Here is a 13250-nt window from a genome sequence, read left to right as displayed (position 1 = left end):
GAACTGGCGAAGCCTGGAGAGAATAGCGTCTTAACTAGCTCGTTCAGAAACCGATCAGGCATGCGGACGTCTGCCCTTGAGTGCGATTGCTTTGTAGAGGCAATCCCGCTCCTCGAAAAATGCACCAGAAAGGACACTTCGATATGAGGTTGCTGTCGTTTTCCGAAGGCGGAAAAGAGGGGTGGGGGGCCGTTTCAGGGGAGGACATCGTCGATCTGAGTCGGGCTCTTCCAAACTATCCGACGCTGGCCGATTTCATTGCCAGCTCCGACTTTGCCCGGCGCGATGCCATCGTGGCAGCTCAGCGGCCTGGCCCAAAGCTGTCCGACGTTTCTTTCCTTCCGGTCATTCCGCGGCCTGAGAAAATCGTCTGCGCCGTGCGCAACTATCTAGATCATCATAACGAGTCACTGGCCTCTGGAATCCAGCGCGAGATCACGGGCTATCCGCCGATTTTTCTGCGCGTCTGGCGTTCCCAAGTCGGGCATAACCAGCCAATTGTCCGTCCGAAGGTTTCACTCGATCTCGACTGGGAAGGCGAGCTTGCGGTAATCATCGGCAAGTCCGGACGACACATAAGCCGTGCCGATGCATGGAGCCACATCGCAGGGTATTCGATCTTCAACGACGTGAGCGTGCGCGACTGGCAGCGTCACGCCCAGCAAATCGCCTCCGGCAAGAATTTCGTCGGCACTGGTCCATTTGGGCCCTGGTTGGTTACGCCTGATGAGATTGGGGATCCTTCAAAGTTGAAGATCGAAACGCGCGTTAATGGCGCCGTCATGCAATCTGCCAACACATCATTGCTGATCTTTCCAATTCCGCACCTCATCGAATATTGCTCGACCATCTTCGATCTGGTGCCTGGCGACGTGATTGTGACGGGAACTCCAGCGGGCGTTGGCGCAGCACGCAAGCCGCCGGTGTTCCTAAAGCCTGGCGATCTGGTGGACGTGCAGATCGAAAATATCGGAACGCTGAGCAATCCGGTCGCGCAAGAAACGGACGGATAGGCTCATGGCCGGGCTCGCCCGTGTGGGGTGCGGTGAGATCACTCGGGTTGAGATGGCACGAACGGGTTGAAGCAGGACTGCAGGACGTTTGCGCTCCCGCGAACGGAAGGATCAATTGCTTCAGCTTTCGCTTCGAATTGAAGAGCACGGGAGCTGCACAGATCCAGCGCGGCTCCGTCGAGCGCCGGTCTTCACACCTGGTGTTTTGCTTCGAAAAAAGAGCCGGGGTCTCGGATAGAGAGACCCCGGCCTAGTCTCGGGAGGTAACGTCGCCAATCAAATAGGTGTCTCGGTCGCAGCTTCGCTAGGCAAATTCCGGAATTGTCGGCGAGCTATGCCGCACCCCCTTCGCAGCGCTAGCTCGTCTCGTACAGCCAACTCGCGAATGCGCCCTTGAAGCTGCGGCCGGACCTGAATAAGGTACCGGACGAGATTTTCGAAATCAATAAAAATTTCGAAATAATCAGCGAATCGTCGATGGTGGATCGGTCGATGTCGTAGTCCTTGCTGCGCCGAAAGCGGGCGCGTCTGCTCGCGCCCGGTTCAATAGTTGGGCAGGGCTTCGTCGTTGCGCAAACGAGATGATGATCAAAGGTCTTCGGGAGCAAAATATGAGCTTAAAATTTTCCAATGTAGAACGTAAGGGCCCAATCACTATTGTGACGATGTCGCGCCCTGAACGGCACAATGCCCTGCATAGTGAGGCGCATATTGAACTCAGCAAGGTGTTCGACCAATTCGCCGTGGATCCTGAGCAATGGGTTGCGATCGTCACCGGTGCGGGCGACAAAGCGTTCTGCGCTGGTGACGATCTGAAAGCGCGCGCGGCCGGCGAGAGCCAAGCGTGGGGGAAGGGAGGCTTTGGTGGAATCACAGCTCGATTTGACTGCGACAAGCCCATCATCGCCGCTGTCAATGGCCTTGCAATGGGAGGGGGCTTTGAAATCGCGCTTGCCTGCGATCTGATAATCGCCGCCGAGAATGGCACTTTCGGGCTACCCGAGCCCCGTGTGGGACTCGCTGCGCTTGCGGGTGGTCTACACCGGCTGCCGCGACAGATCGGGCAGAAACGAGCTTTGGGAATGATCTTGACGGGACGCCACGTCAACGCCAGGGAGGGGTACGATCTAGGCTTCGTCAACGAAGTGGTGCCGCAGGGCGAGGCCTTAGCCGCGGCCCAACGATGGGCCGAGACAATCTGCAAAAACTCTCCGATGTCGATTCGTGCTTCGAAGCAGGCCGTCGCGAAGGGGCTTTCCGTGTCGCTCGAGCAGGCGCTGACGGATCAGGATCGTTATCCAGCAATAGAGGCGATGTTCGCTTCGCAAGATGCCATCGAGGGGCCTCTGGCGTTTTCAGAGAAGCGTGCACCGAAGTGGCAGGGCAGGTAGATCCCGACATGAAGTACGACGAAAGGCGCGGCACCGAAGCGAATCGTATCCTCCCTGCCGCGTGTCGTGCAGGGGGGCTACTTGATTGGGAAAGGGGCTTGGTTCGTCAGTCGAGGCCGTGCAACCGTGTTGTCTAAGGGACGGCGCCACGCGGCCTGATCGAGTGCGGACCCGCTTTGCATCGGGCCCCTGCGAGGTGGCAAAAGTGTGCCCGCTTCGGATGCAGATATAAGCCCCGTGGGGCTGGGGCAAGCCAGTATCGATGGAGAAAAAACGGCATGGGTCACTCCTGCGCGTGTGTATGTGAGTTGTTCCGATGACAGGCTCGGTCGTCATCGTTGGCGCCGGCCACGCCGGCTTCCAGCTCGCGGCGTCGCTGCGCCAGGCAGGCTTTTCTGAGCGCATCGCCCTGCTCAATGACGAAGGCCATTTGCCCTACCAGCGGCCGCCGCTGTCGAAGGCCTATCTGAAGGGCACCGGCGGGCCCGAGACCCTGATGTTCCGGCCCGACAAGTTCTACCAGGACAACAAGATCGAGCTGATCACCGATCGGGCGCACGCGATCGACCGCAAGGCGCGGAAAGTGGCGCTCGCTTCCGGCGCGTTGCTCGGCTACGGCCATCTGGTGTTCGCGACCGGCGCGCGGAACCGGCTGCTGGATATTCCGAACGCGAAGCTTGATGCAGTCCGCTATTTGCGCATCCTCGACGAGAGCCAGGCGCTGCGCGATTTGATCGCGCCCGGCATGCGGGTCGTGGTGATCGGCGCGGGCTTCATCGGGCTCGAATTCGCCGCAACTGCGCGGGCCAAGGGGCTCGAGGTCGATGTGGTCGAGCTCGCCTCCCGCGTGATGGCGCGCGCGGTGACCGCGGAGATTTCCGAGTTCTCGCAGTCGCGCCACGCTGCGGCCGGCATCCGGATCCATCTCGGCGTGCAGGTCATCGCGATCGAGGCCGATGGCGCCAAGGTCACCGGCGTCAGCCTGAGCAACGGCACGCATATCCCGGCCGATCTCGTCGTGGTCGGCGTCGGCGTGCTGCCGAATGTCGAGCTCGCCGCGGAGGCAGGGCTCCGGGTCGCATCCGGTATCATCGTCGACGAGCATCTTCTGACCGCCGATCCCAACGTCTCCGCGATCGGCGATTGCGCGCTCTACACCAGCAAGCGCTTCCGCGGATCGCTGCGGCTGGAATCGGTGCAGAACGCGACCGACCATGCGCGCTGCGTGGCGGCCCGGCTGACCGGCAACACCGAGGTCTATGACGGCCTGCCGTGGTTCTGGAGCGACCAGGGTCCCGACAAGCTGCAGATCGCGGGGCTCACCACCGGCTACGACCGCGTCGTGGTGCGCGGCGATCGCGCGCAGGGCGCGTTTTCGGCGTTCTGCTATCGCGGCGACAAATTGCTCGGCATCGAGTCGGTCAATCGCGCCGGCGATCACATGTTCGGCCGCAGGTTGCTCGGCGCCGGCGCCTCGATCACGCCGGAGCAGGCGGGGGATGCGAGCTTCGATCTCAAGAGCGCGCTGACCTAATAGAGAGGGACGGACCAGTATCTATGGGACGGTGCGCGCCTGGTTCTTGGCAGATGCCCCAAGACGCCGGAGCTGCGGGCGGGACCGGCCCAGGACGAGTTTGCCCTGAAGTCTCTATCGCGCTTCGGCAATACGCGCGCAGAGCGCAGCTCGCATCGTTACGGATCGCTCGCCACACTACCTACAGGTAGTACCGCACTTCCGAGCTCTTGTTTTTTAATCCGATAAGCGCTAATTTTCGAAATTGAATGACTCGGATCAAAACGCCATGAATGTGCACACGCTCGGTTTGCGGAAGGAATTCGGTAAAACTGTCGCTGCCGATGTAGCCCATCGCTTTCGCGAAGAGATCATTACTTGCAGGCTAAAGCCGGGCGAGTCGCTCAAATTTGAAGATCTTCGTAGCCGATTCGGAGTGAGTTTTTCCACTCTACGCGAAGCGCTAATGACGCTCGTCTCGGACGGGTTTGTCATTAACGAGCAGCAGCGTGGCTTCCATGTTGCTCCTGCGACCCTCGAAGAGTTGGTCGACATAACGGAAGCGCGGGTGCTAGTGGAAAAGGAAGCGCTCCGCAAAGCGATCGAGCGCGGTAATGATGATTGGGAGATTCGATTGATATCGGCTCTTCATCAATTGAACCGCATAGAGGAAAGGACGAAGGGCAAGCTTTCGCATGATGTGGAGTGGAGAAGGGCCCATCGAGAGTTTCATCAGGCTCTCGTTTCGGGCTGTGCCTCTCCAACGCTCATTTCATTTCAGTCGGTTCTTTTCGATCGCTCTGAACGTTTCCGAAGTCTATCTGCCTCCTACCGTCCCAATCCCAGGAACAAGTCGGGCGAGCACAAGGCCTTGATGAAGGCGGCGATTGCCCGAGATGCCGACGAGGCAACCATGCTGATAGAGCGGCACATTAGGGCCACGACTGAAAACGTGAAGAAGTATGCGCTCAAGGCTCTCACCGGGGTGGCCGAAAAATAGACCTCACAGCCGGAACAAGCCGCCGTCTTGGCTGCACGATGCGCAACACGGCAATCGATCGTTGCCTTTAGCAACTTCCACGCCATCGTTCGCCGACTTCATGAAGTTCATGACGCCCGCCTCCGTCAGCCTTTGATCGCGGCTCTGATCCCGTTTCGACCCGCAGAGGTTGGTGCCCTCCGCTGGAAGAAGCCGGCATGTTGTCGCCATCGATGTTCAAGCGCCCGATCACCGGAGCACTGTTTAGTCGACCGGCCCCGGTCGCGGCGCACTCGGCTGCGATCGCCGTCTCGAGATCTGGCCGGCGCGCGGCCCGTTGCCGGGCAAATGTGCGGTCCCTGACCGCCGTGTTATCCAATCGACAAGCAATGGCGCCTCGCGGTTCGCGCCACACGGTCGCGTGGTTTTGGCCTCTCAACGCGAAGTTTGAAGGATTGTCAGAGCATTTTCGAAATTAATATTTTGCCGCTGAAGCGGATTCGAGTTGGGTTCGGACGCGCGATGGCGGTCTAAGTTCTTATTATTTTTCCTTGGGTTAGTGCAATTCTTCGTATCCTGCCCCACGGCTTTTGGCCATTGGCGCAGGGTGAGATTCGTTCAAAAAAATCTTGCAATTTCGAAAATCGTGGGATACCCGAGATGGACGGACGGGAGTCGCATTGTGGCCGACGCCGGTCGGGGGACTGCCGAGGAAGCGGCTACCGAACAGGGAGGTTTGAAACATGACGTACACGGACATCCAATACGAGGTGCGTGATAGCGCCGTGCGAGTGACGATCAACCGTCCGGAGGTCTATAACGCCTTCCGCCCGGAGACCGTCGAGGAGTTGTTGCACGCGTTTGAGCGCGCGAACGACGAGTCTTCTGTCAATGCCCTGGTGCTTGCCGGCGCTGGCGAGAAGGCGTTCTGCACGGGCGGAGACCAGAAGGCCCATCACAGAGATGATGGCAAATATAGCTCGCGCGGCCTCACAGGCATGCGCATGGAGGAGTTGCAAACCGCGCTGCGCGACCTCCGCAAGGTAAGTATCGCGCGAGTGCAAGGCTTTGCGATTGGCGGCGGTCACGTCTTGGCGTCGATGTGCGATCTCACGATCGCGTCTGACAAGGGCGTTTTTGGCCAGGTCGGTCCTCGCGTTGGGTCCGTCGATCCCGGCTGGGGTACCGCCTATCTCGCGCGGCATATTGGCGAAAAGCGTGCGCGGGAAATGTGGTTCTTGTGCCGACGCTATAGCGCGGCCCAGGCTTACGAGATGGGGCTCGTCAACAAGGTGGTTCCGTCGGACCAGCTTGATGCGGAGATCGACCAGTGGTGTCTGGAAATCGACGCCATGAGCCCGACCGCGCTGCTTATGGCTAAGCGGTCGTTCAATGCCGATACGGAGAATATCCGCAGCATCAATTTGCTCGGAACCCTATCGCTGAAGCAGTACTTCCAGAGCGAGGAGGCGAAGGAGGGGGTGCATGCATTCAATGAGAAGCGCAAGCCGGACTTCAAGAAGTATGTGACTTAAGGCGCGCATTGCGCTTTGTCCGCGTAGGTCAAATCGGTAAGCGAACTCCCGGGTTCGCTTACCTTTCGAAATGAGTGCGATTGGCTCGCTTTGCGAGAGGTTGGTATGTGGCTTTACCCCGAAGCAAAGAGCGTTTCCGACGTTGTGCGGTACCATGCTCGACGTCAGCCCGAGAAGGCGGCGCTGATCGAGGGAGACGCCAAGAGGTCATTTGCGGATCTTGAAGCGTCGACTGACAGGATCGCTGCAGCGTTAATGCGGCGGGTCCCGAAGGCGGCGAATGTCGCCTTTATCGGGAAAAACTCTCTCGAATTTTGGGAGCTGTTCTTCGGAGTCGCGAGCGCGGGGTGCGCCCTGCTTCCGCTCAATTGGCGACTGTCTGATGCAGAATTGGCTGCAATCATCGAGGATGCGGGAGCTCCGCTCGTCTTCGTCGAGTCTCAATTCTCAGAGACGCTCGCTCGCGTGCGGGCAGGCACACGGCAGCAATTCGAGGTCGTTACATTCGATCCTGCTTCGCGTGGTTCGTTCTCGTTAGAGGCGTGGGCCTCGGATCCAGAGGTCAGGCCTAACTTTGAAATCGCGCCCCAGGATACTGCGCTTCTGATTTATACGTCGGGGACGACTGGAAAGCCGAAGGGGGTGCAACTCAGCCATCAATGCTTCAACTTCCGGCGGCTATGCGACCATTTGGAGCCGGCCTTCCAGTTGCGGCCGGACGATATCGTGCTTACCGTCATGCCAAACTTTCATTTCTTTGGCATCGATATCCCCATGCAGGCGCTGTACCACGGCTGCTCAGTTTCGATCTTGCCCCAACTGGATGTCGGGCAGATGCTGAGCGCGCTCGAGGCGCACCGGCCGACGGTGACCGCATTGGTGCCGACCGCGATTCAAATGCTGCTCGATCATCCGGACGCCAAATCGTCCGCTTTTGCGTCGTTGCGGCGCGTGGTCTACGGTGGTTCCTCGATCGGCAAAGAGCTGCTGAAGCGCGCTCTCGTCGAAATGAATTGCGAGTTTCTTCAAGGCTACGGAGCCACCGAGACCACAGGGGCGGTGACCATCCTTAGGCCCGAGCAGCATGATCTCAAAGACGAAGCCAAGCTAAAGTCCTGCGGCACCCCGCTTCCTTTAATCGAAATCAAGGTGCTGGACCCCGATGGGCAGGAAGTACCGCCCGGCACTGTCGGAGAATTTGTCATCCGCACTCCCGGGCTTTTCGAGGGGTATTGGGGAAAGTCTGAGGCGACAGCAGAGGTCGTAGGTGGCGGTTGGTATCGTAGCGGCGACGCTGGATATAAAGACGCTGACGGTTTGTACTACGTCGTCGATCGCGTCAAAGACATGATCGTAACAGGTGCCGAGAATGTCTACTCGGCGGAGGTTGAGCAAGCGCTCTTGCAGCACGCGGCCGTGAGTGTTGCGGCAGTGGTCGGTGTTCCTGACCCGCGCTGGGGTGAGAGGGTTGCTGCGGTAGTCGTGCTCCGGGAGAGTGCCACGGCAGACGCTGACGAACTGATGGCGCATTGCCGCACGCTCATCGCGGGCTTCAAAGTTCCCAAGGAAATTCACTTTACCACTTCATTACCTCAGAATGGAGCAGGAAAGGTTCTCAAACGATCTTTACGCGACCAACTTTGCGAGGGCCGACTTGGGGCTGTATGACCGCCGTCGCATCCGTTGGACGCGGCCGTCGAGCCTGCAGTGTACCATCCCCTTGTCAGGTGGCGAGGCTCGATCGTAAGCGTTCGGTATGACCCGAATGACGTTGTTGGCCGGGTCCGCATTCTAGGTGCTGTTTGCCACTGGCAGCGGAGATGGGAGAAATGAAATGCTGATGACGGACGATCAACTTGCAGTGCGTGATCTGGCGCGCAGGTTCGCGGCCCATGAACTGCGGGGACGTTATCAGGAGCACGACAAATCGGGAGTTCTTGACCGCTCCATCGCGCAGGAGATGGGCAAGCTCGGCTTTTTGGGGTGCGAATTGCCAGAGGAGTATGGCGGCTCGGGCGCCCCAAGCGTGACTGCCGGCATCATTGCCGAAGAGATCGCTCGTGGCGACTTCAATGTGGGCACCGGCATATTGCTGAGCACCTCACTTTTGGGGACGATCTTATCGCGCAGCTCGAACTCAGAACTCGCGCGCCACTGGGTCCCGAAGATGGTCGCGGGTGAAGCTATTGTTGGCCTTGGGATTACCGAGCCTGCAACCGGATCAGACGCCGCGAACCTGAAACTTCGCGCTCGGATCGATGGCGACGATTATGTTCTGCGGGGCGAAAAGACATCTATCACCTTTGCCACCGAAGCGGATGGCTTCGTTGTGCTGGCCAGAACCGGCGAAGCTGCTGAAAAGGCCAGGGGCATTACCGCGATCTTCGTCCCAGGAGATGCGGCAGGATTGTCGCGAACCGGCATCGACGACGTCGGTGGTCGGATCTGCGGTCGCGGCTCACTTTTCTTCGACGACGTGAGAGTGCCTCGACGCCATCGTCTCGGCGACGAAGGCAAAGGGTTCGCGCAAGTTATGATTGGCTTCGACTACAGCAGGGCGATCATCGCGCTGTTATGTATCGGAGCCGCGCAGGCGTCGCTCGACGACGCATGGGCTTATACCCAGCAACGACACGCCTTCGGCGGGCCGTTGTCTCAAATGCAAGGCATAACATTCCCGTTGGCCGAAGCCGATGCAATGATCCAGTCTGTGAGGCAGCTGTCGTACCACGTTCTCGAGCTCAGGGACGCCGGTTTGCCTCATACCGCCGAGGCGGCCATGGTCAAATGGCTGGGTCCCAAGACCGCATTCGAAACCATTCATCAGTGCCTTTTGACGTGCGGACACTACGGCTATTCGAAAGAGTTGCCTCATCAGCAGCGACTGAGGGACGTTATGGGTTTTGAAATCGGTGACGGAACTGCCGGGATCATGAAGCTCATCGTGAGCCGCGAACGGCTGGGGGCATTGCCGGCGAGCGCTCCAGCCGATGCTCGCAAATGATTCCCCGGCGATCTGCTGACCACTGTTCAGGAGTCTCATCTTGACTTATCGCTCCGTATTTCGCGAAGGCCTGTTTGCTGGGAAGGTTGTCATTGTAACCGGAGGAGGCAGCGGACTCGGGCGATGCACGGCACATGAGCTTGCCTCGTTGGGGGCGACGGTCGCCTTGCTGGGACGCAACGCGGAGAAGCTTGAGCTTGTCAGAGCGGAGATTGAAGAAGATGGTGGGATGGCCACGGCGCACGTCTGCGATATCCGTGACGAGTCCGCCGTGAGTGCAACGGTCGATTCCGTGCTTTCCAGCTGCGGAAAAATTGACGGATTGGTCAATAACGCAGGTGGTCAGTATCGTTCTCGACTTGCGCAAATCACCACCAAGGGATTCGAGGCGGTTGTAAGAAACAATCTCACCGGGACGTTCATCATCTCGCGAGAGGTCTACAATCGTTCAATGCAGAATCATGGCGGATCGATCGTCAATATTATCGCTGACATTTGGCATGGTTGGCCGATTTACGGCCATTCCGGAGCGGCACGCGCGGGTGTCTTGAATATCACCGAGACCGCCGCATGCGAGTGGGCATCATCCGGGGTGCGCGTGAATGCTGTGGCGCCTGGCGTGTTTGCTTCGAGCGGTCTCGACACATATCCGCCCGACGTCAAGCCCGCCATTCTCAAACGTCCCTTGAAGATCCCGTTGCAAAGGTTTGGGACAGAATCCGAGATCTCGGCAGCTATCGTCTTCCTACTATCTCCTGCGGCGTCATTTATCACGGGGGCCTGCCTCCGCGTCGACGGCGGCGCGCCCAACGTGCGCCAGGATTGGGAACTTGAGGCACATGCCAAATCCCAACCATTCGAGGGATTTCATCGGTCCGTTCGTCCGGGGTTACTTGGTGACTCCAGCTAGTGACACGGGCTGAGCGTCACCGGTCTCCTCCTTACCGTTCTTTTGAAATTTCGGGGCTACACAATGGATGCTGAGGGCTTTCTTGCAAAAGTGTTGGATGGACGGCTTCCAAGAGCGCCGATCATGAATCTACTTGGCTGGAAGTATCTTGATTTCGATGAAGAGAAGTTGATCCTTAAGGTCGAGATGCGCGCGGGTCCCGAGTTCATCAACCCGGCAGGCTTCATTCACGGTGGCATGTTGGCAGCCATGCTCGACGAAACGCTGGCGCCGACTGTCGCTGCAGTCCTGGCAGCCGGCGAGTTCGCTCCTTCGCTGGAGCTCAAAGTCAATTTCATATCGCCTGCTAAGGTCGGCAAGATCCTCGGCACTGGAAAGGTCATCAGCAAGGGTACTTCGATTTGCTTTGCCGAGGCGCAGCTGCACGATGAAAGAGGAGCGCTGCTAGCCACGGCTTCGAGCACGTCCAAGATATCTCGATCTGTGAAGCCTAAATCTGAGCATATCACAGATTGGTCGAGCATCGTCGGGGGCTAACGCGAACTGCTATCGCCTCAGGAGCCGGCAGCGCTCGATCGGCTTACGATGCCGTTACGCAAGACGTCGCGGCGCAGAAACCGTGCATATCGGGCGCGGCACGGTACGGAGGCGACGATGCGGAGTACAAGGGGGCCTGCAATGGACGCCGACGACACCAATGTGCCACCGCGTGGACCGCTGGCGGGCGTGCGAGTGATAGAGATGGATGCTCTCGGTCCAGTTCCTTATTGCGCACTGCTTCTCGTCGGAATGGGGGCTGATGTCGTCCACGTCGCGCGACCGAAGGCTTCCGATCCGCTCGCGGGGATCGACATCACTAGGCAGGGACGGCCATCTGTCGACGTGGATTTGAAGGCGCCCGATGGGGTCGCCTTCGTGCGTCGCCTCGCGGCGAGCGCCGACATTTTCCTCGAGGGATCCCGCCCAGGTGCAATGGAGCGGCTTGGCATCGGGCCTAAGGATCTTGCAGCTGCCAATCCCCGACTTGTCTATGGCCGCATGACAGGTTGGGGGCAAAATGGACCGCTCAGCCACACGGCCGGCCATGACATCAACTACATCGCGCTCTCGGGAGCGTTGAGCACGATCGGGAGGCCAGGTGAAAGGCCAGTGCCGCCCCTCAATCTCGTAGGCGACTACGGCGGGGGGGCGCTTTTCCTAGCCATGGGCGTGTTAGCTGCGCTTCTGGAGGCTCGCAGGTCTGGGCGAGGGCAGGTCGTTGATGCTGCTATGGTGGACGGCTCAGCCAGCTTGATGACGCTTTTCTACGGTTTGGCGGCATTCGGCAAATGGAGCGAGACGCGCGGCACGAACTTTCTCGACGGCGGGGCGCCTTGGTACGATACCTACGAGACCGCCGACGGCCGTTATGTCGCAGTGGGAGCGGTTGAGGAACCATTCTGGTTGGTTCTATTGAGCGGGCTCAGAATCAATCCCGATGAGTTGCCGCGGCGCACCGACAAGGAGGGGTGGCCACGCATCCGCGCAGAATTGGCCAAGGCTTTCCGCAGTCGTACGCGTGACGAATGGGAGGCGCATTTTTCCGCAACGGACGCTTGTGTGTCGCCGGTATTGACGCTGGCTGAGGCAGCTCTTCACCCGCACCTCGTTGAACGGCGAACTTTCAGGATGGGCAATGGAGTAATGCAACCTGCGCCAGCGCCGCGCTTTGACTATCCAGCGCCGCTACCGGAGACGGCCGGCAACATTGCCCTGGCGGACGCGTTAGCGCGCTGGGAAGACGCTTCAACCTGACGGTCTGAGCATTCGGTCCGTCCTAGATTAGCAGCTGGCGGAGTAAGTCCGCCAGCCTCCTTTAGCCTCAATCCGTGAGTTGGGGCCGACGAGAAATTGGAGGTTGCCGCACACCATGCTCACATTCAATTTGCAGGATGCTTTACGTTGACCCTTACGTTCGAAGATTTTCGACCTGGTCGATTCGGAACGTTCGGTCCGCACCATGTAACGCGCGACGAAATTCTGGCCTTTGCCGCTGAATTCGATCCGCAGCCAACGCACCTGGACGACCAGGCCGCAGACGGTAGCATGCTGGGAGGGTTGTCCGGCTCGGGCTGGCACCTTTGCTCGTTGATGATGCGGATCATGGTCGATGGCTTCATCCATCGTACCGCCTCTTTAGGCTCTCCCGGTGTGGACGAGGTGCGCTGGATGTCGCCGCTGCGGCCAGGGGACGCTCTCACCTTGGATGTCGACGTCATCGAGGCGCGCATCTCCAAGAGCCGCCCTGAGCTTGGCATTCTGAAGTTCAAATGCACAGCGCGCAATGCCAAGGGGGAGGCGCTCTGCGAGATGATCGCGCCGATTCTGATCAAGCGGCGCGAAATGGGGCAGCGCTGATGTGTCGTTTTGAGGACATTGAAGTTGGCCAGCGCCGCGAGATCGGCTCGTCCACATTCACGGCGGAGGCTATCCGAAAGTTCGCCGAGCGGTTCGATCCACAGCTTTTTCATTTGGACGAAGAGGAGGGGCGTAAATCGCTCTTCGGCGGGTTGGCGGCCTCCGGTTGGCATGTCGGATCCGCCTGTATGAGGCTGATCGTAGAGGACGCCGACCGGCTTGCGGAGGAAGCGGCAATTCGTTTCGAAGAGTTCGCGCATTGGGACGTATCGCCGGGCTTCCGCGAATTGCGCTGGATCAAGCCGGTGCTCGCTGGTGATACCATTACTTTTTTCAGAGAGGTGTTAGACAAACGCCTTTCGATGTCGCCCCCGGCTTTGGGAAGCCTGCAGGTCCGCACGACGGGCATCAACCAGCGCGCTGAGGAAGTCTTCACGATCCGCAGTAACGTCTCGGTCTCACTGCACGGCACGGGTGGGTAGGCCGCGTTCCGCCGCCACCTGCTAGA

The 13250-nt window shown here is 59.2% G+C and carries 12 protein-coding genes; all 12 read left to right on the top strand.

The window, feature by feature from the left end; genetic code table 11:
• Window positions 1–143 precede the first annotated feature (143 nt).
• The 12 genes from FBZ93_RS36850 to FBZ93_RS36790 all read left to right on the top strand — a co-directional run bounded on the left by FBZ93_RS36850 (window position 144) and on the right by FBZ93_RS36790 (window position 13224).
• Complete coding sequence (locus FBZ93_RS36850; protein WP_146992304.1) at window positions 144–1013, top strand: fumarylacetoacetate hydrolase family protein; 870 nt, start codon at window positions 144–146, stop codon at window positions 1011–1013.
• Between the two features lie 611 nt (window positions 1014–1624).
• Entirely contained in the window at window positions 1625–2404 is a 780-nt protein-coding gene (locus FBZ93_RS36845) for an enoyl-CoA hydratase-related protein (RefSeq protein ID WP_146992398.1), read from the top strand.
• Between the two features lie 316 nt (window positions 2405–2720).
• Window positions 2721–3938 carry an NAD(P)/FAD-dependent oxidoreductase gene (locus FBZ93_RS36840; RefSeq protein ID WP_146992302.1) on the top strand — a complete coding sequence of 406 codons (1218 nt, stop codon included), beginning with the start codon at window positions 2721–2723 and terminating at the stop codon, window positions 3936–3938.
• Between the two features lie 268 nt (window positions 3939–4206).
• A complete protein-coding gene (locus FBZ93_RS36835) occupies window positions 4207–4917 on the top strand; it encodes a GntR family transcriptional regulator (RefSeq protein ID WP_146992300.1) in 711 nt (236 codons plus the stop codon).
• A 722-nt stretch (window positions 4918–5639) separates the two neighbouring features.
• A complete protein-coding gene (locus FBZ93_RS36830; protein ID WP_146992298.1) occupies window positions 5640–6431 on the top strand; it encodes an enoyl-CoA hydratase-related protein in 792 nt (263 codons plus the stop codon).
• Between the two features lie 105 nt (window positions 6432–6536).
• Window positions 6537–8099 (top strand): long-chain-fatty-acid--CoA ligase, encoded by a 1563-nt coding sequence (locus FBZ93_RS36825; RefSeq protein ID WP_146992296.1) that lies wholly within the window; start codon window positions 6537–6539, stop codon window positions 8097–8099.
• Between the two features lie 166 nt (window positions 8100–8265).
• Complete coding sequence (locus tag FBZ93_RS36815) at window positions 8266–9435, top strand: acyl-CoA dehydrogenase family protein (RefSeq protein ID WP_146992293.1); 1170 nt, start codon at window positions 8266–8268, stop codon at window positions 9433–9435.
• A gap of 40 nt (window positions 9436–9475) precedes the next feature.
• Window positions 9476–10345: an SDR family oxidoreductase gene (locus FBZ93_RS36810; RefSeq protein WP_146992292.1), complete on the top strand. Its 870-nt coding sequence runs from the start codon at window positions 9476–9478 to the stop codon at window positions 10343–10345.
• A gap of 63 nt (window positions 10346–10408) precedes the next feature.
• Window positions 10409–10882 (top strand): PaaI family thioesterase, encoded by a 474-nt coding sequence (locus tag FBZ93_RS36805; RefSeq protein WP_146992290.1) that lies wholly within the window; start codon window positions 10409–10411, stop codon window positions 10880–10882.
• Window positions 10883–11023: 141 nt separating this feature from the next.
• On the top strand, window positions 11024–12139 hold the full coding sequence (locus FBZ93_RS36800) for a CaiB/BaiF CoA transferase family protein (RefSeq protein WP_146992288.1): 1116 nt from the start codon (window positions 11024–11026) through the stop codon (window positions 12137–12139).
• Window positions 12140–12286: 147 nt separating this feature from the next.
• On the top strand, window positions 12287–12742 hold the full coding sequence (locus FBZ93_RS36795) for a MaoC family dehydratase (RefSeq protein WP_146992287.1): 456 nt from the start codon (window positions 12287–12289) through the stop codon (window positions 12740–12742).
• Window positions 12742–13224: a MaoC family dehydratase gene (locus FBZ93_RS36790; protein WP_146992285.1), complete on the top strand. Its 483-nt coding sequence runs from the start codon at window positions 12742–12744 to the stop codon at window positions 13222–13224. Before FBZ93_RS36795 ends, FBZ93_RS36790 begins: the two co-directional genes overlap by 1 nt.
• The last annotated feature ends 26 nt before the right edge of the window (window positions 13225–13250 follow it).

The organism is Bradyrhizobium macuxiense (assembly GCF_007993935.1).
Taxonomy (GTDB): Bacteria; Pseudomonadota; Alphaproteobacteria; order Rhizobiales; family Xanthobacteraceae; genus Bradyrhizobium; species Bradyrhizobium macuxiense_A.
Note: the sequence above shows the minus strand (reverse complement) of the source record. Positions and strands in the feature narration are given on the sequence as shown.